Below are 21564 nucleotides of genomic sequence, written 5' to 3' on the forward strand. Positions count from 1 at the left end.
GTTATCTGGTGGGCTCAGTGGGCGTGGAACGTAACGCGCTCGGGCACTTGCTTGAAGGTGCCAAGGCGGCTCCAGACCGGCATCAGGAAGAAAAATGCCAGGTACAGCAGCGTGCCGATCTGCGACGTGATGTTCAACGGCGGACTGGGCGGCTGCGTACCGATGTAGCCGAGCACCAGGAAGTTGACCATGAAGATGCCGTAGATCCACTTGTGCCACGTGGGGCGGTAGCGGATCGACTTGACCGGGGAATGGTCCAGCCAGGGCAGGAAGAACAGGATGACGACGGTGCCACCCATGGCGACCACGCCCCAGAACTTGGCATCGATCACGCGCAGCAGCACGGCCACGACGATCAGGATGCCCGGGACCACAAAGCGCAGGATGCCGCGCATATTGCTCTTGAACAGCAATACCAGCGCACCCAGCACCGATGCACCCGCCAGCACCCACGTGAATTCGTCGGTGGTGGCACGCAGCATCGAGTAGAACGGCGTGAAGTACCAGACCGGTGCGATGTGCGGAGGCGTCTTCAGCGAGTCAGCAGGAATGAAGTTGTTGAACTCGAGGAAGTAGCCGCCCATTTCCGGCGCGAAGAACACGATGAACGCAAACACGAGCAAGAAGCCCGCCACGCCCATCAGGTCATGCACCGAATAGAACGGGTGGAACGGAATGCCATCCTTGGGCCGGCCGTACTTGTCTTTCGGGCCCTGCTTGATCTCGATGCCGTCCGGGTTGTTCGAGCCGACTTCGTGCAGCGCAACCAGGTGAGCCGCGACCAGGCCGACCAGCACCAGCGGAATCGCGATGACGTGGAAGGCAAAGAAGCGGTTCAAGGTGGCGTCCGACACGACGTAGTCGCCGCGAATCCAGATCGACAGCTCGGGACCGATGAACGGAATGGCGGCGAACAGGTTAACGATCACCTGAGCACCCCAGTACGACATCTGGCCCCACGGCAGCAAATAACCGAAGAAGGCTTCCGCCATCAGACAGAGGAAAATCGCCACGCCGAAGATCCACACGAGTTCGCGCGGCTTGCGGTATGAACCGTAAAGCAGCCCGCGCAACATATGCAGGTAGACGACGACGAAGAACATCGATGCGCCGGTCGAATGCATATAGCGCACGAGCCAGCCCCATGGGACTTCGCGCATGATGTATTCGACGGATTGGAACGCGCGTTCGGCGTCCGGCTTGTAATGCATGACCAGGAAAATGCCGGTCACGATCTGCAGCACCAGGACCAATAAGGCCAGAGAGCCAAAGAAATACCAAAAGTTGAAATTCTTTGGTGCGTAGTATTCGGACAGATGGGCTTTCCAGGTGGATGTCACCGGAAAACGCCGGTCCAGCCACCCCAACAGGCCTGTTGTCTCGACGGTTTTCTCGCCAGCCATGTAACGGCTCCTTCTCTAATACGTGGCGTATTTGTTTTACTTACGTAATCGGGAAAAAAGCGCGACGCGAGCGTCAGGCCTTGTTGTCTTCATCGACGCCCACAATGATGCGGGTGTCGCTCAGATACTGGTAGGGCGGTACTTCGAGATTATCGGGAGCAGGCTTGTTCTTGTAGACCCGGCCAGCCAGGTCGAACGTAGAGCCGTGGCAGGGGCAGAGGAATCCGCCTTGCCAGTTGGCGCCCATGCCGCCACCGCCGCCCGTTTCAAAGTGCGAGGTAGGCGAGCAGCCCAAGTGGGTACAGATGCCGACGCAAACGAAGATCTCGGGCTTGCGCGAGCGAGCCTCGTTTTCGGCGTATTTGGGAGTGAAGCCAGGCCGCTTGGATTCAGGATCGGCCAGTAAAGGGTCTAGCGTCTTGAGGGCGGCGAGCTGTTCGGGAGAACGGTGAATGATCCACACCGGCTTCCCACGCCATTCCACGGTTTTCATGGTGCCGACGGGTATATCGCCGATATCCACTTCAACGGGGGCCCCGGCCGCGCGGGCCTTTTCAGAGGGAGAAAACGTGCTCACAAGCGGCACTGCCGTTGCGACACCTGCTACGCCACCCACAGCACAGGCGGTGGTAACCCAGAAACGTCGCGAAGGATCAGGTGGCAGGTTGGGATCAACCGCACCGTCATCATCGTGTACCAGCGTATCCTGACTCATCTTCCTATCCTTGTTGATGCGCCCGCTCTACGAGTAGCATCACTTCTGCGGCATCGGGTTCGCGGGAATATGTAACAACATAGCAACCGCGTATTATAGCGCCAGCCCACTGAAGGGCGTATCACGAAGGGAGTGCTTTTATGAGCAAAAAGACTGGTTTCATCAAAGAATTCCGAGATTTCGCTGTAAAAGGCAACGCCGTTGACCTGGCGGTTGGTGTGATCATCGGCGCGGCGTTCGGCAGGATCGTCGATTCCATGGTGAAAGACATCATCATGCCCCTGGTGAATTTCATACTGGGTGGCGCGGTCGATTTTTCGAACAAATTCTTTGTGCTGTCGATGCCTGCCGGCTACAACGGCCCGATGACGTATGCCGACCTGACCAAGGCGGGCGCCACCGTGTTTGCGTGGGGCAACTTCGTGACGATCCTCATCAACTTCGTGTTGTTGGCGTTTGTGATTTTCTGGATGGTCAAGGCCATCTACAAGGCCCGCACCAAGGCCGAGGAAGCACCGGCCGCGCCGGCCGCAACGCCCGAAGACGTGGCGCTGCTTCGCGAAATTCGCGACCTGCTCAAGAAATAAGACACGGCACCAGGCCGTGTGGCCGATGCGCCACATGGGCCACGGGCTTGCTGCCCGCCGGGTAATGATCCGCAGCGGGCGTCACCGCTTTATGTCAGGTTGGCTTTATGCCGGGTTATCGAGGTCGATGAATTCGACCTTGATGCCGAAGTGCTCGGCCACTGCCTGACCCAGCGCCTGTGCGCCGTATCGTTCGGTGGCGTGGTGACCCGCGGCAATGAAGCCCACGCCGGTCTCGCGCGCCAAGTGCACGGTGGACTCGGATACTTCGCCGGTAATGTAGGCGGTGGCGCCGGCATCCACCGCGTCTGCCAGCATGCCTTGCGCGCCGCCCGTGCACCAGGCCACGGTGGACAAGGGCTGAGCGGGGTCGCCCACGACCAGCGGTTGCCTGCCCAGACGTTCAGCCACGCGTTCGCCCAACTGCCCCAGCGTTTGCACGCCGGCGGCCTCGCCCAACCAGACCAGATTGTCTTGCCCGCAGGTGCGCGGCGACCCATCGTCGCGGCGCGCGGGCGCCAGGCCCAGCACGCGGGCCAGCTGTGCGTTGTTGCCCAGCGTGGGGTGCGCGTCCAGCGGCAAATGGTAGGCGTACAGGTTCAGGTCGTTCTTCAGCGCCAGCGCCATGCGCGTGCGGCGCGTGCCGATAATGCGCCGGTCTTCGTTGCGCCACATCCAGCCGTGATGCACGAGCACCGCGTCAGCGCCCCGTTCAACCGCCGCGCGCAGTAACGCTTCGCTGGCGGTGACACCGGTGATAATGTGTCCGACTTCGGATCGGCCCTCCACCTGCAAACCGTTCGGACAGTAGTCCTTGAAGCGCGCGGCTTGCAGGGTGTCGTCCAGCCAGCTGGCCAGCACGTGGGAGTCCACTTTTTTCATTGCTTGTCCTATCAGAATCATGCGCCGATATTGGCTGATATTTGCTCAGGCCGTCACGGTCTGCCTGGCTATTCTATTCGTGGTCACGACCCTGCGGCCGGACCTGCTGCGCCTTGCCGGCCCAGGCGCGGCCACGCCCGCCGCCGCGGCGTCCGCCCGGCCGCCGGCCGGCACGGGCGTGGGGCCGGTGTCGTACGCCGATGGCGTGGCGCGCGCGGCACCGTCCGTGGTGAACGTGTACACGACCAAGCACGTCAATGTGCCGTTGGTGCCGCTGCCCGATGATCCCGTGCTGCGCCAGCTGTTCGGGCAAGTGCCCGGCATGAGTCGGCGGCAGGCCACGACCAGCCTGGGGTCGGGCGTTATCGTCAGCCAGGACGGCCATGTGCTGACGAATTATCACGTCGTGCAGGCGGCCGACGCGATCGAGGTGGCGCTGGCCGACGGCCGGCGCGATGCGGCAAAAGTGGTGGGCGCAGACCCGGACACGGACCTGGCGGTGCTGAAGCTGAGTTCGTTGCGCACTTTGCCGGTGGCCACGCTGGCCGCTGATCGAGGCTTGCGCGTGGGCGATGTGGTGCTGGCGATAGGCAACCCGTTTGGCGTGGGCCAGACCACCACGCAAGGCATCGTGTCGGCGTTAGGGCGCAACGGGCTGGGACTGAACACGTACGAAAACTTCATCCAGACCGATGCCGCCATCAACCCCGGCAATTCGGGCGGTGCGCTGGTGGACGCGCAGGGCAATCTGGTGGGGATCAACACGGCGATCTATTCGGAATCGGGTGGGTCGATGGGCATCGGCTTTGCCACGCCGGTGGAGATTGCGCGCAAGGTCATGGACGACATCGTCAAGACGGGCTCGGTCAAGCGAGGTTGGCTGGGCGTGGAACCGCAGGACGTGACGCCGGAGCTGGCGCGCGCGTTTGAGCTCAAGGGTGACACGCGCGGCGTCATCATTGCCGGCGTGATGCGCGATGGACCGGCCGCGCGCGGTGGCTTGCGCGTGGGCGATATCGTGCAATCGGTCAATGGCAAGCGCATGGCGGACACGTCGCAGTTGTTGTCGGAGATTGCGCAGCTGCCGCCCGGCCAGCGCGCCACGCTGGGCGTGTTGAGCGCGGGCAAGCCCGTCGAGGTGGCCGTGGTTGTCGGCACCCGGCCGGGCAAGCCGCGATAGCAATCGCGAAGGGGCTTGCGGTTGCGACCGCGGGAGCCACCGCCAGCAGCACAAGCACCGGCCACCGTGCCCGATGCGGGGCTAGTCATTGCGCGACTTTTGGGCCAATAGTCGAACCACCGACAGCACGGCCCGCTTTGTGGTGTCGGGCTGGTGTTGCAGGATGGCGCCGATTTCAGCGCAGTAGCCGTCGACCACGGGCTTGCACGACTTCGGCATCACGGGCGGCTGCGAGCCGTACCCCGGCGGCATGCCGCTGGCGCCCGATTCCGTGGGACCCAACACGCCGTCGGTCAGCCACGGCACGCTGGTGTCCAGCGCTTTGGCCAGACGCAGCAGCGTGGTGCGCGACGGCGAGTAATGTTCCCCACGCGTAAGGATCCGATGGATACAGGACTGCGGCACGCCGGAAAGGCGCGCCAACTGGTTTTGACTATGGATGCCACGCCACCGCATCAGGGCGCGTAGCCTTTGAGCAGGCGACATGCCTGCAATGTAGAGTCGCGAGCGGCGGCCCACAAGGGTGAAACAGTCCTATACCGGACCCTTTGTGCGATATACGAAGCAAAAATGCAAAGGGCCGCCGAAGCGACCCTTTCAGACGATGCCATGCCGGCCGGTGTCAGTGCCGTTCGGTCAGCGAATCGGACACGGCGTCGTCGGCGGCGCCCGGCTTGGGCTGCACCATGCGGGCGCAGATCAGCCCCACTTCGTAAAGCAGGCAAAGCGGCACGGCCAGCATGAACTGGCTGACCACGTCCGGCGGCGTGACCACCGCCGCGATGATGAAGGCGCCGACCACCACGTAACCGCGCGCGGACCGCAGCTTGGACAGTTCAACGATGCCCATCTTCACCAGCAACACCACGGCCACGGGCACTTCGAACGTGATGCCGAACGCCATGAACATCGTCATGACGAAGCTCAGGTAGGCTTCGATGTCCGGCGCCGGGGTGATGGACTGCGGCGCGAACGTGGCGATGAAATGGAACACCGTGCGGAACACGACGAAGTAGCAGAACGCCATGCCCGCGATGAACAGGAACGTGCTGGAGACGATCAGCGGCAGCGCCAGGCGCTTTTCGTGGCGGTACAGACCGGGTGCCACGAAGGCCCACGCCTGGTACAGCACCACGGGCAGCGCCACGATGAAGGCGGCCATCATGGTGACCTTGACGGGCACCATGAACGGCGTGATGACGCCCGTGGCGATCATGCGCGTGCCTTCGGGCAGCGAGGCCAGCATCGGCGCGGCCAGCACGTCATAGATGGCCGATGCGCCGGGGTAGATGAACAGCACGATGAACACGGCCACGACGGCGCCCACGGCGCGCAACAGGCGGGTTCGCAATTCGACCAGGTGAGAGATGAAGGTCTCTTGCTGGCCTTCTTCTTGGGAGGCGTCCTGGGTCACGTCGGTGTTCCGGAGGGCGGGACGGGCTTGGCGGCGGGCGCGGCGTCGTCAGCCGTGGGCGCGCGGGGCGCCGGGGCGGGTTGTTGTGAGGCGGGGGCGGCAGGCGCCGTGCCGGTGTTGGACGCCGGCGGCAGGTCCAGGTCCAGGCTGTGGTTCTGGCTGGGCGGCGCGATGGTGCGGGCGGGCTCGGTGGCGGTTGCTAGTGGGGCTGCGAGCGGGGCCGCCGTGGCGGGCGCATCGCCCACGATCACCGGCGCGACCTTGCCATTGGCCTCGCGGGCCACTTCGTCCAATTCGGCACGGAACTGCTGCACCGGTTCTTGCAATGACGCGTGGGTTTCGTTCAGCGACTGCTGCACGCCCTGCGCGGCATCTTCCATTTCGCTTTTAAATTTGCGCAGCTCGTCGATTTCGATTTCGCGCTGGATATCGGACTTCACGTCGTTGACGTAACGCTGCGCGCGCCCCAGCAGGTGACCGACGGTGCGGGCAACCTTGGGCAGGCGTTCGGGGCCAATGACGATCAAGGCGACGACGCCGATCACCATCAGTTCAGTGAGGCTGACATCAAACATTCGACGGCCGCTCGGGAATTGAAGCAATAAGGGCCGGCCCCGTTCGGGGCGGGCCCGGGAGACGAGCCGGGGCTCAGGAGTTGGTCTTTTCCTTGGCTTGCACGTCGATGGTTTCACCGGACACGCGCTGTTGCGCGATCGGGTCGGCGGGCTTGTCGCCGTTGGCGTCCTTCATGCCTTCCTTGAAACCCTTCACCGCACCGCCCAGATCCGAGCCGATGTTGCGCAGTTTCTTGGTGCCGAAAATCAGCGCCACGATAACCAGAACGACCAACCAATGCCAAATGCTGAAACTACCCATGATGTTTCTCCGAATTACGCGGTGGGGGCCACGCGTCCTTTCCAGGGTCGCGAGCCGCCGATGATGTGGAAATGCAAATGCGGGACTTCCTGGCCGCCTTCGACGCCAGAGTTGATCATGATGCGAAATCCGCCATCAGGGCCCGGACGGCAACCGTTTTCGGCTGCTAGCCGCGGCGCCAACGACATCATTCTACCCAACCAACCTGCGTCCTCGGCCGTAATATCCTGCATGGATGTGACATGACGTCGAGGGATCAGCAGCAAATGTACCGGTGCTGCCGGATTGATATCGTGAAATGCAACAAAGTCCTCGTCTTCAAAGACCTTCTTGGACGGGATGTCGCCAGCGGCGATCTTGCAAAAAAGACAGTTGTCGCTCATTTTCCGGGCTCCGGGGTCAGTCTTTGGGGCGGCTGGCTTTTTCCGCCAGGCCCGACAGGCCTTCGCGGCGGGCCAATTCGGCCAGCACGTCTTCCGGCCGCAGCTTGAAGTGCGTCAGCGCAACCAGGCAGTGAAACCACAGGTCGGCCGTTTCACTGACGATGCGGTCCGGCACGCCGTCTTTCGCGGCCATGACCAGTTCCGTGGCTTCTTCACCGATTTTCTTCAGGAAGGAATCCGGGCCCTTGGCCAGCAGCTTGGCGGAATAGGACGCGGCCGGGTCGCCGCCGTTTTCAGGACGGCGGGTTTCCAGCGTGTCGGCGATGCGCGCCAGGATATCGGCGGCGCTTAGCGTTTGATCGGTCATTTGTAGATCAGTTCGGGGTCTTTCAGCACCGGGTCAACCGTGACCCAGGATGCCTGGTCCGTCGGCCCTTCCAGGCGGCGGAAAAAACAGCTGGCGCGCCCGGTGTGGCAGGCGATACCGCCTTCCTGGTGCACTTTCAGCAAGATCACATCGCCGTCGCAATCCAGGCGCAATTCGTGCACTTCCTGCACGTGGCCCGACTCTTCGCCCTTGCGCCACAGGCGCTGACGCGAACGCGACCAGTACACGGCGCGGCCGGTGGCTGCCGTTTCGGCCAGCGATTCGCGGTTCATCCAGGCGACCATCATGATCTGGCCGTTCTCGGCATCTTGGGCGATGGCGGGGATCAGGCCGTTTTCGTCAAAGACGACGTCGGCCATCCAGGCGGGTTCAGTGCTCATCATTAATCCAACCGTACGGAAATGCCTTGTTCGGCCATGAAGCGCTTGCACTCGCCAACGGTGTGCTGGCCAAAGTGGAAGATGCTGGCGGCCAGCACGGCGCTGGCGCGGCCGGTGGTGACGCCATCGGCCAGATGTTGCAGGTTGCCCACGCCGCCGGAGGCGATGACGGGCACCGGCACGGCGTCGGATACGGCGCGGGTCAGTTCCAGGTCAAAACCGGACTTGGTGCCGTCGCGGTCCATGCTGGTCAAGAGGATTTCGCCCGCGCCGTAGGCGGCCATGCGGCGTGCCCAGGCCACGGCGTCCAGCCCGGTGGCCTTGCGGCCGCCATGGGTGAAGACTTCCCAGCGCGCGGGTTCGCCATCGGCCGACACGCGCCGCGCGTCAATGGCCACCACCACGCATTGCGAGCCGTGGTAGTCGGATGCGGCGCGCACCAGTTCCGGATTGGCCACGGCCGCGCTGTTGATGCTGATCTTGTCGGCGCCGGCGTTCAGCAGGCGCTGGATGTCGGACACCTGGCGCACGCCGCCGCCCACGGTCAGCGGGATGAAAACCTGCGAGGCCACCTGCTCGATGATGGGCAGGATCAGGTCGCGGCCGTCGCTGGTGGCGGTGATGTCCAGGAACGTCAGTTCGTCCGCGCCCTGCTCGTTGTAGCGGCGGGCGATCTCGACGGGGTCACCCGCGTCCAGCAGGTTGACGAAGTTCACGCCTTTGACGACGCGGCCGGCGGTGACGTCAAGGCAGGGGATGATGCGGCGGGTCAGCGCGCTTGCTACGGACGCGCCGGCCTCGGTGCTGCTGCGAGAGAGGGTCATTTTGCCAATTCGTCGGCGCGCGCCTGCGCGGCTTGGAAATCCAGCGTGCCTTCGTAGATGCTGCGGCCCAGGATGGCGCCTTCGACGCCCTCTTCCTCGACGGCGCACAGGGCTTCGATGTCCTGGATGCCGGCGATGCCGCCCGAGGCGTAAACGGGGATGCGCACGTGTTGGGCCAGGCGCACCGTGGCTTCGACGTTGACGCCCGACAGCATGCCGTCACGGCCGATGTCGGTGTAGATGATGGCTTCGCAGCCGTAATCTTCGAACTTCTTGGCCAGGTCCAGCACGTCGTGGCGGGTCAGCTTGCTCCAGCCGTCGGTGGCGATCTTGCCGTCGCGGGCGTCCAGGCCAACGATGATCTGGCCGGGGAAAGCACCGCAGGCGTCTTGCAGGAAGCCCGGGTTCTTGACCGCGGCGGTGCCGATGATCACGTAGGAGATGCCGGCATCAAGGTAGCGTTCGATGGTGTCGAGGTCGCGAATGCCGCCGCCGATCTGGACGGGGATGTCGTCGCCGACGGCTTCCAGAATGGCCTTGATGGGCGCTTCGTTCTTCGGCTTTCCGGCAACGGCGCCGTTCAGGTCGACCAGATGCAGGCGGCGCGCGCCTTGGTCAAGCCAACGGGTGGCCATGGCGGCGGGGTCTTCGGAGAACACCGTTGCATCGTCCAGGTCACCCTGGCGCAGGCGCACGCAGCGCCCGTCTTTGAGATCGATGGCGGGGATCAGCAGCATGGTGGGCAGCAAAAAAGAAAGAGGGGTTGAATGGGCTGGCGCTGTCGGCTCTAGGCCTACGGCTGCCAGTCTACAAAATTGCGATACAGGCGCAAACCGTGCTCGGCGCTCTTTTCGGGGTGGAACTGCACCGCGAAAATGTTAGCCGCCGCCACTGCGCAGGTAAAGGCGACGCCGTAATCGGTTTCACCAACTGTCAGGCCGGAATCGTCCGGATCGGCGTAATAACTATGGACGAAATAGAAGTGCGTGTCGTCCGGAATGCCGTCCCAGATGGGATGAGAGCGCGTCTGGCGGACTTTGTTCCATCCCATGTGCGGCACTTTCAGGCGCTCGGGGCGGGTGTCGGCCAGGCCCGCGTCGCCGGTATCGGCCAGGCAGGCTTCGTCATCGGCGGGGATCAGGTCGGCAAAACGGGGGCCGGAAAAGCGGCGCACCAGGCCGGGGAACAAGCCCAGGCACGAGGTGCCGCCTTCTTCGCTGGAATCAAACAGCATCTGCTCGCCCACGCACACGCCCAACAGGGGCTTGTTGCGGGCGGCGCGCACAACGGCTTCGCGCAGGCCGGATTCATTCAGGGTCCGCATGCAGTCCGCCATCGCGCCCTGCCCGGGAAACACCACGCGGTCGGCCGCGTCGATGTCTTTGGGCTGGTTGCAGATGCGGACGTCCGCGTCGGGGGCGGCGAACTTCAGGGCGCGTGCGACGGAATGGAAATTACCCATTCCGTAATCGACGATGGCGATAGTGGTCACTTCTTTTGCCTGCTGCGGTGGGGGTTGGCGAACGTTACAGCACGCCCTTGGTGGACGGCACCACGTCGCCCATGCGCGGGTCGACTTCCATGGCCATGCGCAGTGCGCGGCCACAGGCCTTGAACACGGTTTCGGCCTGATGGTGGGCGTTGAAGCCGCGCAGGTTGTCGATGTGCAGCGTGATCAGCGCGTGGTTGACCAAACCCTGGAAGAACTCACGCGTCAGGTCTACATCGAAATTGCCGATGTGGGCGCGCGTGAAGGGGATGTGATATTCCAGGCCGGGGCGGCCCGAAAAGTCCACCACGACGCGCGACAGCGCTTCGTCCAGCGGCACGTACGCGTGGCCGTAGCGGCGCAGGCCCGCCTTGGTGCCGACCGCCTTGGCAATCGCCATGCCCAGCGTGATGCCGACGTCTTCCACCGTGTGGTGCGCGTCGATGTGCAGGTCGCCCTCGGCCTTGATGTCCAGGTCGATCAGACCGTGGCGCGCGATCTGGTCCAGCATGTGGTCCAGGAATGGCACGCCCGTGTCGATCGTCTGCTTGCCGGTGCCGTCGATGTTGATGGCCACGCGGATGCGGGTTTCGTTGGTGTTGCGGGTGATCTCTGCGGTACGCATGTTAAGCACTCAAAATCTCTTGCAGGGCAGCCAGCAAGGCGGCGTTCTCGGCCGGGGCGCCCACCGAAATGCGCAGGCAGTTTGCCAGGAGCGGATGGGCGTTGGAAAAGTTGCGAATCAATATTTTGCGCGTTTTCAGCGCAAGATGCACGGCGTTGCCGTCCAGCTTGCCGGAAAAGCGGGCGAGCACGAAGTTGCCAGCGGAAGGGAATACCCTGACGCCCGGCAAGGCGGCCAGCGCGGTGGCTAGCGGTTCGCGGTCGGCGCGCAGGCGCGCGGCCTGTTCGTCCAGCACGGGCTTGTGGCGCAACACCGCCATCAGCGTGGCTTGCGTCAGCACGTCCAGGTTGTAGGGCGGGCGCAGTTTGTTCAGCTCGGCGATCCAGTCGGGGTGACCCGCCAGGTAGCCGAAACGCAGGCCCGCCAGGCCGATCTTGGACACCGTGCGCATGACGACCACGTTGGGCGCGTCCAGCACGCGCGGCATCCAGGTGCGGTCGGCAAAAGGCTGGTACGCCTCGTCCAGCACCACCAGGCCGGGGGCGGCGGCGATGATGGCCTGCACGTCTTCGTCGGACAAAAGGCCGCCGGTGGGGTTGTTGGGCACGGCCAGGAACACCACCTTGGGTTGGTGTTCGCGGATGGCGGCCAGCATCGCCGGCAGATCCAGGGTCAGGTCGTCGGTCAGCGGCACGCCGACAAAGCGGGCGTGGTCAAAGCGCGCCGCCATGTCGAAATAAACGAACGACGGCCACGGCGACAACACCACGTCGCCCGGGTTGCAGCAGGCCTGGACGACGATGTGGATCAGCTCGTCCGAGCCGTTGCCGAACAGCACGTCGGCCGCGTCGGGCACGCCGAAGCCGGCTTTCACCGCCTGCTGCAAGGCAGAGAGGTCAGCGGCGGGATAGCGGTTCAGCGGTGTGTCGCGCACGGCGCGGGCGATGTCGTCGCGCACCACGTCGGGCAATTCATACGGGCATTCCATCGCGTCCAGCTTGATGCAGCCATCCGCGTTGGCGACCGGGTAGGCGGCCAGCGCGCGGATATCCGCGCGCACGGTGCCTTCGATGCGGCCAGCGACGCCTGCCGCCGGGGCCGCGCTCATGGTTTGTCGACCCGGTACTGGGCGCTGGCGGCGTGCGCTTGCAGGCCCTCGCCCAGCGCCAGTTCGGCGGCGATGCGGCCCAGCGTTTGCGCGCCCTGGTGCGACACCTGGATCAGGCTGGAACGCTTTTGGAAGTCGTACACGCCCAGCGGCGACGAAAAGCGCGCGGTGCGGGACGTGGGCAGCACGTGGTTGGGGCCCGCGCAGTAGTCACCCAGCGCTTCCGAGCTGAAACGGCCCATGAAGATGGCGCCGGCATGGCGGATCTTGGCGGTCCAGATTTCGGGCTGCTCGGTGGAAATTTCCAGGTGTTCGGGCGCGATGTCGTTGGCGATCTGGCAGGCTTCTTCCAGGCTCTGGACCTGGATGAGCGCACCGCGATTGGCCAGGCTGACGCGCAGAATGTCGGCGCGCGGCATCGTGGGCAACAGGCGCGCGATGGCGGCTTCCACTTCTTCGATGAACGCGGCGTCCGGGCACAGCAGGATGGACTGCGCCAGTTCGTCGTGCTCGGCTTGCGAGAACAAATCCATGGCGATCCAGTCGGCCGGCGTCTTGCCGTCGCAGATGACCAGGATTTCGCTGGGGCCGGCGATCATGTCGATGCCCACCACGCCGAACACGCGGCGCTTGGCGGCGGCCACATAGGCGTTGCCGGGCCCGACGATCTTGTCCACGGCGGGCACGGTGTCGGTGCCGTAAGCCAGCGCGCCCACGGCTTGCGCGCCGCCGATGGCGAACACGCGGTCCACGCCGCCAATGGCGGCCGCGGCCAGCACGATGGGGTTGCGCACGCCGTCGGGCGTGGGCGTGACCATGATCAGTTCCTGCACGCCCGCCACCTTGGCGGGAATGGCGTTCATCAGCACCGACGACGGATAGGCGGCCTTGCCGCCCGGCACGTACAGGCCCACGCGGTCCAGCGGCGTGACCTGCTGGCCCAGCAGCGTGCCGTCGGCTTCGGTGTAGGTCCAGGTTTCAGCGCGTTGGCGCTCGTGGTAGGCGCGCACGCGGTCGGCGGCGGCTTCCAGCGCGTTGCGCTGCGCCGTGGGCAGCGTGGCCAGCGCGGCGTGCCAGTCGGCCTTGGGGATTTCAAGCGTGTCGGCGGATGCGCCGGGCATGCGGTCAAAGCGCTGGGTGTATTCCACCAGCGCGGCATCGCCGCGCGCGCGCACGTCAGCCAGGATGCCGGCGGCGGCACGGTCGATGGACTCGTCCTCGGTGGCCTCGAAAGCCAGCAGCTTGGACAGGGCGGATTTGAATCCGGGATCGCGGGAATCAAGACGATTGATCAGGGCCATGGCGTCATGCAGCAAAGCGGAAAGCGGCCGCCGCGTTATCGCGGCGGGCGGGGGTCAGGCGTTGCGGGAGGCGGCTCTTTCGAAGGCGTCCAGCAAGGGTTGCAGGCGGGCGCCGCGAGTCTTGAGCGCGGCCTGGTTGACGATCAGGCGCGATGAAATCGGCATGACGTCTTCGACCGCGACCAGGTCGTTGGCGCGCAGCGTGCCACCGGTGGACACCAGGTCCACGATGCAGTCGGCCAGGCCGACCAGCGGCGCCAATTCCATCGAACCATACAGCTTGATGATGTCCACGTACACACCCTTGGCCGCGAAGTGTTCACGGGCTGAGTGCACGTATTTGGTGGCGACGCGCAGACGCGCGCCCTGGTGCACCGCGCCTTCGTAGTCAAAGCCGTTGCGCACGGCCACGGCCAGGCGGCACTTGGCGATGTTCAGGTCGATGGGCTGGTACAGGCCGCCGGGCTGTTCCTTGGCGTGCTCGATCAGCACGTCCTTGCCCGCGATGCCCAGGTCCGCCGCGCCGTATTGCACGTAGGTGGGCACGTCCGAGGCGCGCACGATGATCAGGCGCAGGCCGGGGTCGCTGGTGGGCAGGATCAGCTTGCGCGAGCTTTCCGGGCTTTCCGTGACTTCGATGCCGGCTTCGGCCAGCAACGGCATGGTTTCTTCAAAAATCCGGCCCTTGGACAGCGCCAGGGTCAGGGGCTTCATCGTGGCATTGTTCATTGCCGGGCAGCCTCAAAATGAACGGACCCACTCGGGGGGCAGCAAGCCGAAGGCGCAGCCTGGGGGCTATTACCTTTCATGCCTGTTCCTTGCCGGTCACGCGTTGGATATTCGCGCCCAGGGCGCGCAGTTTCACTTCCATCTGGTCGTAGCCGCGATCCAGGTGATAGATGCGGTCGACCAGCGTATCGCCGTCGGCCGCCAGGCCGGCGATGACCAGGCTGGCGGACGCGCGCAGGTCGGTGGCCATGACGGTGGCGCCCGACAGGCGCTTCACGCCGCGCACCACGGCGGTGTGGCCGTCGATGTCGATGTCGGCGCCCATGCGGCGCAGTTCCTGCACGTGCATGTAGCGGTTTTCGAAGATCGTTTCGACGATGACCGAGGTGCCGTCCGCCACGGCGTTCAGCGCCATGAGCTGGGCCTGCATGTCGGTGGCGAAGCCCGGGTATTCGTGCGTGCGAAAGCCCACGGACTTGGGGCGCGCGGACATGGCGCCGCGTATCCAGTCGGGGCCGGTTTCGATCGTCAGGCCGGCTTCGGTCAGCTTGTCCAGCGTGGCGCCCAGAATGGCGGGGTCGGTGTTCTTCAGCAGGATGTCGCCACCGGCCGCGCCCACGGCACACAGGAAGGTGCCGGCTTCGATGCGGTCGGAAATGACGCGGTGTTCGGCGCCATGCAGGCGTTCAACGCCGTCGATCACGATGCGACCGGTGCCGTGCCCCTGGATGCGCGCACCCATCTTGATGAGCAGCTCGGCCAAATCCACGATTTCCGGTTCGCAGGCGGCGTTTTCAAGCACGGTCTGGCCGTCGGCCAGCACGGCGGCCATCAGCAAATTTTCGGTGCCGGTGACGGTGACCATGTCGGTGCGCACCGAGGCGCCCTTCAGGCGCTTGGCGCGCGCCACGACAAAGCCGTGTTCGATGCTGATCTGCGCGCCCAGCGCGGCCAGGCCCTTGATGTGCTGGTCGACGGGGCGCTGGCCGATGGTGCAGCCGCCGGGCAGGCTGACGCGCGCCTCGCCAAAGCGTGCCAGCAGCGGACCCAGCACCAGGATCGATGCGCGCATCGTCTTGACCAGTTCGTAGGGCGCTTCCAGGTTGTCGACGCGGTTGGCCTGCAAGGTGACGACGCCGTCGGCCCCGCGTTCGGCCTGCACGCCCATGCGCGCCAGCAGGCGCAGCATCGTCGCGGTGTCGTTCAGGTGCGGCACGTTGGTCAGCGTCAGCGCGTCGGCCGTCAGCAGGCCGGCGCACAGGATCGGCAGCGCGGAATTCTTGGCGCCGGATATCGAGACTTCGCCGTGTAGCGGCGAGCCGCCGGTAATGCGCAATTTATCCATTACTTGCCTGCTTGCTGGTATTCGTCAGGTGTCAGCGTGCGCATCGACAGTGCGTGGATCTCGGCCTTCATGCGGTCGCCCAGCGCGGCATAAACCATTTGATGGCGCTGGATCAGGCGTTTGCCTTCAAAGGCGGCGCTGACGATGACGGCGTCGAAATGCGAGCCGTCGCCTTGCACGTCAAGATGTTCACAGGACAGGCCGTCCGCGATGTATTGGCGGACTTGCGCGGGAGTGGGAAGCATGGACGTCAGTTCCTGAGTTTGTAGCCGCTGGCCAGAAGCCGCAGCGCGTAAAGCGAGAGCGCCAGGAATACCCCCGTCACCACCGCCAGGCTGCGCCAGGGCGAGACGTCCGACACCGAGAAGAATCCGTAGCGGAAGCCGTCGATGGCGTAGAAGATGGGGTTCCAGTGGGACACGGCCTGCCAGAAGGGCGGCAAGGTGTGGATCGAATAGAACACGCCGGACAGGAACGTCGCGGGCATGATCAGAAAGTTCTGGAAGGCCGCCAGCTGGTCGAATTTTTCAGACCACAGGCCCGCGACCACGCCCAGCACGGCCATGATGCCGCAGGACAGCACCGCGAAGACCAGCAGCCACAGCGGGTTGGCCGGCACCAGCGACACAAAGCACAGCGCGACGAACCACACGCATACGCCCACGCTCAGGCCGCGCACCACGGCCGCCAGCACGAACGCGCCAAAGATGTCACGGTGCGACAGCGGCGGCAGCAGCATGAACACCAGGTTGCCCGTGATGCGGCTTTGAATCAGCGACGAGGACGGGTTGGCGAACGCGTTCTGCAGCATGCTCATCATCATCAGGCCGGGGATCAGGAACGCGGTGTACGGCACGGTGCCATACACCATCAGGCGCCCTTCCAGCACGTGCGCGAAGACCAGCAGGTACAGCAGCGCCGTGATCACGGGCGCGGCAATGGTCTGGAAACCCACCTTCCAGAAGCGCAGCAATTCCTTGCGCAGCAGGGTCGGAAAGCCGGAGCCCGCATCCAGGCGGGGCTGCACCAGCGGTTGGCCGGCGGTCGCGTTGGGCTGCGTCATGACGAGATCTCTTCGGGTTGCAGGGCGGGCGCGGCGGGTTCATCGCCCTGGTGCATGATGCGCACGAACGCGTCTTCCAGGTCGACGCCGCCCACGCGCGCCATCAGCGCTTGCGTCGTGTCCAGCGCCACGATGCGGCCGCGCTTGAGCATGGCGATGCGGCCGCACAGGGCTTCCGCTTCTTCCAGGTAATGCGTGGTCAGCATGATGGTGTGGCCGGCCTTGTTCAGGCGCGAGATGAATTCCCACAGCGTGCGGCGCAGGTCGACATCAACGCCGGCGGTGGGCTCGTCCAGCACGATGACGGGCGGCCTGTGCACCAGCGCCTGCGCCACCAGCACGCGGCGCTTCATGCCGCCCGACAGCGCGCGCATGTTGTTGTCGGCCTTGTCGGACAGGCCCAGGTTGAACAGGATTTCGTCGATCCAGTCGTCGTTGTTGCGCAGGCCGAAGTAGCCGGACTGAATGCGCAATGTTTCACGCACTGTGAAGAAGGGGTCGTAGACCAGCTCTTGCGGCACCACGCCCAGCGACCGCCGCGCCGACTTGTAGTCGGCAACGACGTCGTATCCACAGACGCTGGCGCGCCCCGACGTGGCATGCGCCAGGCCGGCAAGAATGGAAATCAACGAGGTCTTGCCCGCGCCGTTCGGCCCGAGCAGGCCGAAGAACTCGCCATGCTCGATATTCAGGCTGACATTGTCCAGCGCTTGAAAGCCGGGGGCGGGCTTGCGCCCAAGCAGCTTCTGCCAGCCGCGCACACGCGGCGAGTAGATCTTGGAGACGTTTTCTAGACTGACGGCTGACATAACGGCGGGGGGGGCCCGAAAAGAGCGAATTGATCATTATATAAGCGCGCCGTGACGGCAAGCGCCTATGGCCCCGGAGGGCCTGGGGGGATGGCGGTTTTATCCGTCCCCGAAATAATCGGCCCGGCGGGCCACAAGGGCGCGCCGGGCCGAAGACAGCCGGAACCCGAAATTACTGGTTGCGCTGGTTCAAGGCCTGGATCAGGCCGTCGATGCCGTTCTGGTTGATCTGCTGCGCAAACTGGTTGCGGTAGTTTTCGATCAGCCAGATGCCTTCGACGTTCATGTCGTAGATCTTCCAGCCTTGCGGCGTCTTTTCCAGACGGTAGTCCACGCCGGTAGGCTGGCCGTTCGACTGGCTGATCAGCGTGCGCACGACCACGTCGTCGGCCTTGGGGTCGCCACGGAACGGCAGCGCCTTGACCGACGTGCTGGGCGTGACGCGGGTCAGCGCGCCGCTGTAGGTGCGCACCAACGTGCCACGGAAGGCCTCGGCCAGCGCTTTCTTTTGCTGGTCGGTTGCCTGGCGCCAGAAGCGGCCGGCGGCCAGACGCGTGGTCTTCTGGAAGTTCACGTAGGGCAGGATGTGCTGGTTGACCACTTCGTTGATCCGGGTCGTGTTGCCGGCCTTGACCGCGCCGTCAGCCTTCAGGACATCCAGCGCTTCGTTGGCGGTGGCCAGGACGAACTGGTCCGGCGCGCCGTTGGGATCAGGCTTGGCCTGCGCAGCGCCAGCCACGGCAAGGCCCAGAAGGCCCGCGAAGGCCAACCGTTGCATCAGGGAAAGAAAAGCAAATCGCATCAAAACTCCTTACGGTACCGATGAACGCAAGCCTAAAGCTTACTTGGTGGCGGGCACGGGTGCCGGGGCAGCCTTGCCGGCGGCAGGGGCATCGCCCTCGTCGTCTTCGTAGTTGGGCAGCGAACCTTCGTCGTCAACGCGGTGGCCCATCACCATGGCGTTGCGGCGTTGCAGGTAGGCGTCGCGGATGAAGCTGTACGGGTCCAGGGCCACGCGGTCGATCGTGTCGGTGGCGTTCAAGAGGCTGGCGCGCGTGTCAACCAGGCGCAGGCCCCACAGGGAATTGCGCAGGCGCACGTTGTCGATGGAATCGATGCCCATGTAGCCGTAGGTGGTGCCGGCAAAGTCGCCGGCCAGGCCCACGCCGTCACGCACGGTCGACGAACCGAAGATCGGCAGCACCAGGTACGGGCCCTGGCCAAAGCCCCACACGCCCAGCGTCGTGCCGAAGTCGTTCGGGATCTTGCGTGCGCCGTTGGCCGAGGCAACGTCAAAGCAGCCGCCCACGCCCATCGTGGTGTTGAACAGGAAGCGGCCCAGCGTGTTCACGAAGTCGTGGCCACGGCCTTGCAGGAAGCTGTTCGTGCCGGACCACAGGTCCGTCATGTTGCTGAAGATGTTGTGCACGCAGCTGCGCACGGGCTGCGGCGTGACATAGGTATACGCCTGGGCGACCGGCTTGAATACCGCGCGGTCCACCGTGTCATTGAACTTGTACACGCCCCGGTTGAAGCCTTCCCACGGATCGCGCGGGTCCGGGTTCTGCGGCGCGGCGCAGCCGGCCATCAGGACACCCGCCGCCGCGATGGTGGCAATTCGGGAAAATGCGTTCTTGTTCATGATCAGGAGACCCTATCAACGATTCTTATGTTATTGCGATGTCGAGGCGCGACGCCGTTACAGCGTCTTTCGCATCGTCTTTAATTTGGCGCTTTCGCGGCGGGCTCGGACGACGAAGCGCCCTGCTTTTCAGCGGAGCCGTACAGGAACTGGCTGATCAGCTGCTCCAGCACAACCGCGCTCTGTGTATAGCGGATTTTTCCGCCGTCGGTAAAGTTCTCTTCTTCGCTGCCGGCCGTCAGACCCAGGTACTGCTCGCCCAGCAAGCCGGACGTCAGGATCGAGGCCGAGGAATCCTTCGGGAATTGGTATTCCTTTTCCAGATTCACCGACACGACCGCCTGGAAGGTCTTGTCGTCGAAGGTGATGCTGGACACGCGGCCCACCACAACGCCGGCGCTTTTGACGGCCGCGCGCGGTTTCAGGCCGCCTACGTTATCGAAATTGGCCGAAAGCGTATAGGTGGGGGCGAAGGAAAAGGTGCTCAGGTTGCCGGCTCGCAACGCCAGGAACGCCAGAGCGACCGCGCCCAGCAGTACAAACAGGCCTACCCAGAAGTCGGTTTTTTCGCGTGACATGATCAATCCGTTTCAATTTCCAAACATCAAGGCGGTGAGCAGGAAGTCCAGCCCAAGTACCGCCAGGGAACCCACGACCACCGTGCGCGTGGTGGCCCGCGCCACGCCTTCCGGCGTGGGCTTGGCCTGCCAGCCTTCGTAAAGCGCGACCAGCGTGACCGTGATGCCGAACACCACGCTCTTGACGACACCGTTGGCCACGTCGTTCCAGACGTCGACACCGTTTTGCATCTGCGACCAGAAGGCGCCCGCATCCACGCCGATCATTACGACGCCGACGACCCAGCCGCCCAGGATGCCCACCATGGAGAACACGGCGGCCAGGATGGGCATGGCGATGATGCCGCCCCACAGGCGCGGCACCAGCACGCGGCGAATGGGGTCCACGGCCATGACTTCCATGGCCGAGAGCTGTTCGCCCGCTTTCATCAAGCCGATCTCGGCCGTCAGCGATGTGCCCGCCCGGCCCGCGAACAGCAGCGCGGTAACGACCGGGCCCAATTCGCGCACCAGCGATAGCGCCACCAGCAGGCCAAGGGCCTCTTCAGAGCCGTAGCGGTTCAGCGTGTAATAGCCTTGCAGCCCCAGCACGAAGCCCACGAACATGCCGGATACGGCGATGATCAGCAGCGAATAGTTGCCGATGAAGTGCACTTGCTGGGACACCAGGCGCGGCCGCGAAAACACAATGCCGCTGCGCGCCAGCATGCCGCCGAAAAAGCGGGTGAAAAAGCCGATGCCGGAAATCTGTTTGCGCACCCAGCCCCCCAGCGCGCCAACCATGTTGTTGGAACCGCTCATGCTTTGCGCCCTTTCTGTGCGGACAGCCACTTCTGAAAAGCCGGCGTGTCGGGATACTGGAACGCGACCGGGCCGTCGGGTTCGCCTTTCAGGAATTGCTGCACGTAAGGGTCTTGCGACGCCGACAACGATTCCGGCGTGCCGGCAGCGGCCAGCTTGCCCTGGCCCACCAGATACACCTGGTCGGCGATGGAAAAGGATTCCTGGACGTCGTGCGTGATCAGCACCGAGGCGCAACCGAGCCGGTCGGCCAGATGGCGGATCAGGCGGGCGGTGATGCCCAGCGAGATCGGGTCCAGGCCCGCGAAGGGCTCGTCGTACAGGATCAGTTCGGGTTCCAGCACGACGGCACGGGCCAACGCCACACGGCGGGCCATGCCGCCGGAAATTTCAGCTACCTTCAGATGCGCGGCGGCCCGCAAGCCCACGGCGTCCAGCTTGTCCAGCACCCGGTCGGTGACTTCGGCTTCGGACAGCCGGGTGTGTTCGCGCAGCGGAAACGCCACGTTTTCGAACACGTTCAAATCGGTGAACAACGCGCCTTGCTGGAACAGCACGCCCATGCGCTTGCGCAGGGACTGCAACTGCGCCGGGGTGACCTGGCCCAGGTCCTGGCCAAACGCCTCTACCCGCCCTTGCTGGGCCAGCAACTGGCCGGTGGCCGCGCGCAATAGCGTGGTCTTGCCCGAGCCCGAGCCGCCCATGATGGCGACCACTTCACCTGCGCGCACTTCCATGGAGATATCGCGCAGGACGGTGAAATCACCGTAGCCAAGCGCTACACCGTCCAGGCGCAGGGCGAATTCCGGGGTGCTGCTTGATTGAGCGGGCATGGGCAACGAAAGAGTGTTTCGGTGGCGGAGCTAGCCCTGCTGGCTTGTCGGCGCGCGGGGCGGATAACCGGGCTGCGCGGGCAAGACAGGCTGCGGCAGGAAGCGCCCGGTTACTCAGGTGCCGGGGCAAAACAGGCGATGGGCCCCAGCGGCGAGGCGCCATTGTAGCTCGACGCTTTGCAATGACAACGCAAGGGCGCGCCCGTGGA

28 protein-coding genes are annotated in these 21564 nt (G+C 64.5%); 2 read left to right on the forward strand and 26 right to left on the reverse strand.

The window, feature by feature from the left end; all coding sequences use genetic code 11:
- Positions 1 to 14: 14 nt before the first annotated feature.
- Together AC6LJY_RS13965 and petA are read right to left on the reverse strand one after the other, a co-directional pair.
- On the reverse strand, positions 15 to 1403 hold the full coding sequence (locus AC6LJY_RS13965; RefSeq protein WP_046803907.1) for a cytochrome b: 1389 nt from the start codon (positions 1401 to 1403) through the stop codon (positions 15 to 17).
- Between the two features lie 73 nt (positions 1404 to 1476).
- Positions 1477 to 2118, reverse strand: coding sequence for a ubiquinol-cytochrome c reductase iron-sulfur subunit (petA, locus tag AC6LJY_RS13970; protein WP_039882595.1), 642 nt, complete (start codon positions 2116 to 2118; stop codon positions 1477 to 1479).
- Between the two features lie 140 nt (positions 2119 to 2258).
- On the opposite strand from petA, the gene mscL reads away from it, so the two are divergent.
- The gene (gene mscL, locus AC6LJY_RS13975; protein ID WP_046803905.1) at positions 2259 to 2705 is read left to right on the forward strand and encodes a large conductance mechanosensitive channel protein MscL; all 447 of its coding nucleotides are present in this window, start codon (positions 2259 to 2261) and stop codon (positions 2703 to 2705) included.
- A gap of 105 nt (positions 2706 to 2810) precedes the next feature.
- On the opposite strand, the gene AC6LJY_RS13980 is transcribed toward mscL, so the two are convergent.
- Positions 2811 to 3587 carry a Nif3-like dinuclear metal center hexameric protein gene (locus tag AC6LJY_RS13980; RefSeq protein WP_104144694.1) on the reverse strand — a complete coding sequence of 259 codons (777 nt, stop codon included), beginning with the start codon at positions 3585 to 3587 and terminating at the stop codon, positions 2811 to 2813.
- A gap of 19 nt (positions 3588 to 3606) precedes the next feature.
- Between AC6LJY_RS13980 and AC6LJY_RS13985 the strand changes: the two genes are divergently transcribed.
- Complete coding sequence (locus AC6LJY_RS13985) at positions 3607 to 4767, forward strand: trypsin-like peptidase domain-containing protein (RefSeq protein WP_498136208.1); 1161 nt, start codon at positions 3607 to 3609, stop codon at positions 4765 to 4767.
- Between the two features lie 81 nt (positions 4768 to 4848).
- Here AC6LJY_RS13985 and AC6LJY_RS13990 read toward each other — a convergent pair whose 3' ends face one another.
- The 23 genes from AC6LJY_RS13990 to AC6LJY_RS14100 all read right to left on the reverse strand — a co-directional run bounded on the left by AC6LJY_RS13990 (position 4849) and on the right by AC6LJY_RS14100 (position 21355).
- The gene (locus tag AC6LJY_RS13990; RefSeq protein WP_046803902.1) at positions 4849 to 5253 is read right to left on the reverse strand and encodes a helix-turn-helix domain-containing protein; all 405 of its coding nucleotides are present in this window, start codon (positions 5251 to 5253) and stop codon (positions 4849 to 4851) included.
- A 136-nt stretch (positions 5254 to 5389) separates the two neighbouring features.
- Positions 5390 to 6181: a twin-arginine translocase subunit TatC gene (gene tatC / locus AC6LJY_RS13995; RefSeq protein ID WP_104144696.1), complete on the reverse strand. Its 792-nt coding sequence runs from the start codon at positions 6179 to 6181 to the stop codon at positions 5390 to 5392.
- Positions 6178 to 6756 (reverse strand): Sec-independent protein translocase protein TatB, encoded by a 579-nt coding sequence (gene tatB / locus AC6LJY_RS14000; protein WP_104144697.1) that lies wholly within the window; start codon positions 6754 to 6756, stop codon positions 6178 to 6180. Before tatB ends, tatC begins: the two co-directional genes overlap by 4 nt.
- A 73-nt stretch (positions 6757 to 6829) precedes the next feature.
- Positions 6830 to 7057, reverse strand: coding sequence for a Sec-independent protein translocase subunit TatA (tatA, locus tag AC6LJY_RS14005; RefSeq protein WP_046805260.1), 228 nt, complete (start codon positions 7055 to 7057; stop codon positions 6830 to 6832).
- Between the two features lie 14 nt (positions 7058 to 7071).
- On the reverse strand, positions 7072 to 7440 hold the full coding sequence (locus AC6LJY_RS14010; protein ID WP_046805261.1) for a histidine triad nucleotide-binding protein: 369 nt from the start codon (positions 7438 to 7440) through the stop codon (positions 7072 to 7074).
- 16 nt (positions 7441 to 7456) lie between these two features.
- Complete coding sequence (locus AC6LJY_RS14015; RefSeq protein ID WP_046805262.1) at positions 7457 to 7807, reverse strand: phosphoribosyl-ATP diphosphatase; 351 nt, start codon at positions 7805 to 7807, stop codon at positions 7457 to 7459.
- The gene (hisI, locus tag AC6LJY_RS14020; RefSeq protein ID WP_104144699.1) at positions 7804 to 8208 is read right to left on the reverse strand and encodes a phosphoribosyl-AMP cyclohydrolase; all 405 of its coding nucleotides are present in this window, start codon (positions 8206 to 8208) and stop codon (positions 7804 to 7806) included. Before hisI ends, AC6LJY_RS14015 begins: the two co-directional genes overlap by 4 nt.
- A 2-nt stretch (positions 8209 to 8210) precedes the next feature.
- Positions 8211 to 9032, reverse strand: coding sequence for an imidazole glycerol phosphate synthase subunit HisF (gene hisF / locus AC6LJY_RS14025; protein WP_498136209.1), 822 nt, complete (start codon positions 9030 to 9032; stop codon positions 8211 to 8213).
- A complete protein-coding gene (gene hisA, locus AC6LJY_RS14030; RefSeq protein ID WP_046805342.1) occupies positions 9029 to 9769 on the reverse strand; it encodes a 1-(5-phosphoribosyl)-5-[(5-phosphoribosylamino)methylideneamino]imidazole-4-carboxamide isomerase in 741 nt (246 codons plus the stop codon). The genes hisF and hisA overlap by 4 nt, the downstream gene beginning before the upstream one ends.
- Positions 9770 to 9825: 56 nt before the next feature.
- On the reverse strand, positions 9826 to 10524 hold the full coding sequence (locus AC6LJY_RS14035; RefSeq protein WP_104144701.1) for an imidazole glycerol phosphate synthase subunit HisH: 699 nt from the start codon (positions 10522 to 10524) through the stop codon (positions 9826 to 9828).
- A gap of 34 nt (positions 10525 to 10558) precedes the next feature.
- Positions 10559 to 11146 carry an imidazoleglycerol-phosphate dehydratase HisB gene (gene hisB / locus AC6LJY_RS14040; protein WP_006216836.1) on the reverse strand — a complete coding sequence of 196 codons (588 nt, stop codon included), beginning with the start codon at positions 11144 to 11146 and terminating at the stop codon, positions 10559 to 10561.
- Between the two features lies 1 nt (position 11147).
- On the reverse strand, positions 11148 to 12254 hold the full coding sequence (gene hisC, locus AC6LJY_RS14045; protein WP_498136210.1) for a histidinol-phosphate transaminase: 1107 nt from the start codon (positions 12252 to 12254) through the stop codon (positions 11148 to 11150).
- Positions 12251 to 13555: a histidinol dehydrogenase gene (gene hisD / locus AC6LJY_RS14050; RefSeq protein ID WP_046805267.1), complete on the reverse strand. Its 1305-nt coding sequence runs from the start codon at positions 13553 to 13555 to the stop codon at positions 12251 to 12253. Before hisD ends, hisC begins: the two co-directional genes overlap by 4 nt.
- A 54-nt stretch (positions 13556 to 13609) precedes the next feature.
- Positions 13610 to 14284: an ATP phosphoribosyltransferase gene (gene hisG, locus AC6LJY_RS14055; protein ID WP_046805268.1), complete on the reverse strand. Its 675-nt coding sequence runs from the start codon at positions 14282 to 14284 to the stop codon at positions 13610 to 13612.
- Positions 14285 to 14360: 76 nt separating this feature from the next.
- Positions 14361 to 15629, reverse strand: coding sequence for a UDP-N-acetylglucosamine 1-carboxyvinyltransferase (gene murA / locus AC6LJY_RS14060; RefSeq protein WP_104144703.1), 1269 nt, complete (start codon positions 15627 to 15629; stop codon positions 14361 to 14363).
- On the reverse strand, positions 15629 to 15874 hold the full coding sequence (locus tag AC6LJY_RS14065) for a BolA family protein (RefSeq protein ID WP_046805270.1): 246 nt from the start codon (positions 15872 to 15874) through the stop codon (positions 15629 to 15631). Before AC6LJY_RS14065 ends, murA begins: the two co-directional genes overlap by 1 nt.
- A 5-nt stretch (positions 15875 to 15879) precedes the next feature.
- On the reverse strand, positions 15880 to 16692 hold the full coding sequence (locus AC6LJY_RS14070) for an ABC transporter permease (protein ID WP_046805271.1): 813 nt from the start codon (positions 16690 to 16692) through the stop codon (positions 15880 to 15882).
- Positions 16689 to 17501, reverse strand: coding sequence for an ABC transporter ATP-binding protein (locus AC6LJY_RS14075; RefSeq protein ID WP_104144705.1), 813 nt, complete (start codon positions 17499 to 17501; stop codon positions 16689 to 16691). Before AC6LJY_RS14075 ends, AC6LJY_RS14070 begins: the two co-directional genes overlap by 4 nt.
- A 172-nt stretch (positions 17502 to 17673) precedes the next feature.
- Entirely contained in the window at positions 17674 to 18303 is a 630-nt protein-coding gene (locus tag AC6LJY_RS14080; RefSeq protein ID WP_046805273.1) for an MlaC/ttg2D family ABC transporter substrate-binding protein, read from the reverse strand.
- Between the two features lie 39 nt (positions 18304 to 18342).
- Entirely contained in the window at positions 18343 to 19143 is an 801-nt protein-coding gene (locus AC6LJY_RS14085; protein WP_046805274.1) for an MlaA family lipoprotein, read from the reverse strand.
- An 80-nt stretch (positions 19144 to 19223) separates the two neighbouring features.
- On the reverse strand, positions 19224 to 19721 hold the full coding sequence (mlaD, locus tag AC6LJY_RS14090) for an outer membrane lipid asymmetry maintenance protein MlaD (RefSeq protein WP_046805343.1): 498 nt from the start codon (positions 19719 to 19721) through the stop codon (positions 19224 to 19226).
- 12 nt (positions 19722 to 19733) lie between these two features.
- Positions 19734 to 20522: a lipid asymmetry maintenance ABC transporter permease subunit MlaE gene (gene mlaE / locus AC6LJY_RS14095; RefSeq protein WP_046805275.1), complete on the reverse strand. Its 789-nt coding sequence runs from the start codon at positions 20520 to 20522 to the stop codon at positions 19734 to 19736.
- Entirely contained in the window at positions 20519 to 21355 is an 837-nt protein-coding gene (locus AC6LJY_RS14100) for an ABC transporter ATP-binding protein (RefSeq protein ID WP_046805276.1), read from the reverse strand. The genes mlaE and AC6LJY_RS14100 overlap by 4 nt, the downstream gene beginning before the upstream one ends.
- Positions 21356 to 21564 lie beyond the last annotated feature (209 nt).

This window comes from Achromobacter sp. RT286_PF (assembly GCF_059760425.1).

Bases quoted from the DNA above. Each gene is read 5' to 3' on its own strand.
- hisC (WP_498136210.1), bottom strand. From the start codon at position 12,254: ATGAGCGCGGCCCCGGCGGCAGGCGTCGCTGGCCGCATCGAAGGCACC.
- tatA (WP_046805260.1), bottom strand. From the start codon at position 7,057: ATGGGTAGTTTCAGCATTTGGCATTGGTTGGTCGTTCTGGTTATCGTG.
- hisA (WP_046805342.1), bottom strand. From the start codon at position 9,769: ATGCTGCTGATCCCCGCCATCGATCTCAAAGACGGGCGCTGCGTGCGC.
- AC6LJY_RS14080 (WP_046805273.1), bottom strand. From the start codon at position 18,303: ATGCGATTTGCTTTTCTTTCCCTGATGCAACGGTTGGCCTTCGCGGGC.
- AC6LJY_RS14010 (WP_046805261.1), bottom strand. From the start codon at position 7,440: ATGAGCGACAACTGTCTTTTTTGCAAGATCGCCGCTGGCGACATCCCG.
- murA (WP_104144703.1), bottom strand. From the start codon at position 15,629: ATGGATAAATTGCGCATTACCGGCGGCTCGCCGCTACACGGCGAAGTC.
- mscL (WP_046803905.1), top strand. From the start codon at position 2,259: ATGAGCAAAAAGACTGGTTTCATCAAAGAATTCCGAGATTTCGCTGTA.
- AC6LJY_RS14100 (WP_046805276.1), bottom strand. From the start codon at position 21,355: ATGCCCGCTCAATCAAGCAGCACCCCGGAATTCGCCCTGCGCCTGGAC.
- AC6LJY_RS14085 (WP_046805274.1), bottom strand. From the start codon at position 19,143: ATGAACAAGAACGCATTTTCCCGAATTGCCACCATCGCGGCGGCGGGT.
- hisG (WP_046805268.1), bottom strand. From the start codon at position 14,284: ATGAACAATGCCACGATGAAGCCCCTGACCCTGGCGCTGTCCAAGGGC.
- AC6LJY_RS14015 (WP_046805262.1), bottom strand. From the start codon at position 7,807: ATGACCGATCAAACGCTAAGCGCCGCCGATATCCTGGCGCGCATCGCC.
- AC6LJY_RS14065 (WP_046805270.1), bottom strand. From the start codon at position 15,874: ATGCTTCCCACTCCCGCGCAAGTCCGCCAATACATCGCGGACGGCCTG.
- AC6LJY_RS13985 (WP_498136208.1), top strand. From the start codon at position 3,607: ATGCGCCGATATTGGCTGATATTTGCTCAGGCCGTCACGGTCTGCCTG.
- AC6LJY_RS14070 (WP_046805271.1), bottom strand. From the start codon at position 16,692: ATGACGCAGCCCAACGCGACCGCCGGCCAACCGCTGGTGCAGCCCCGC.
- AC6LJY_RS13965 (WP_046803907.1), bottom strand. From the start codon at position 1,403: ATGGCTGGCGAGAAAACCGTCGAGACAACAGGCCTGTTGGGGTGGCTG.
- AC6LJY_RS13990 (WP_046803902.1), bottom strand. From the start codon at position 5,253: ATGTCGCCTGCTCAAAGGCTACGCGCCCTGATGCGGTGGCGTGGCATC.
- hisI (WP_104144699.1), bottom strand. From the start codon at position 8,208: ATGAGCACTGAACCCGCCTGGATGGCCGACGTCGTCTTTGACGAAAAC.
- mlaE (WP_046805275.1), bottom strand. From the start codon at position 20,522: ATGAGCGGTTCCAACAACATGGTTGGCGCGCTGGGGGGCTGGGTGCGC.
- AC6LJY_RS14075 (WP_104144705.1), bottom strand. From the start codon at position 17,501: ATGTCAGCCGTCAGTCTAGAAAACGTCTCCAAGATCTACTCGCCGCGT.
- petA (WP_039882595.1), bottom strand. From the start codon at position 2,118: ATGAGTCAGGATACGCTGGTACACGATGATGACGGTGCGGTTGATCCC.
- hisB (WP_006216836.1), bottom strand. From the start codon at position 11,146: ATGCGTACCGCAGAGATCACCCGCAACACCAACGAAACCCGCATCCGC.
- AC6LJY_RS13980 (WP_104144694.1), bottom strand. From the start codon at position 3,587: ATGAAAAAAGTGGACTCCCACGTGCTGGCCAGCTGGCTGGACGACACC.
- mlaD (WP_046805343.1), bottom strand. From the start codon at position 19,721: ATGTCACGCGAAAAAACCGACTTCTGGGTAGGCCTGTTTGTACTGCTG.
- hisF (WP_498136209.1), bottom strand. From the start codon at position 9,032: ATGACCCTCTCTCGCAGCAGCACCGAGGCCGGCGCGTCCGTAGCAAGC.
- hisD (WP_046805267.1), bottom strand. From the start codon at position 13,555: ATGGCCCTGATCAATCGTCTTGATTCCCGCGATCCCGGATTCAAATCC.
- tatB (WP_104144697.1), bottom strand. From the start codon at position 6,756: ATGTTTGATGTCAGCCTCACTGAACTGATGGTGATCGGCGTCGTCGCC.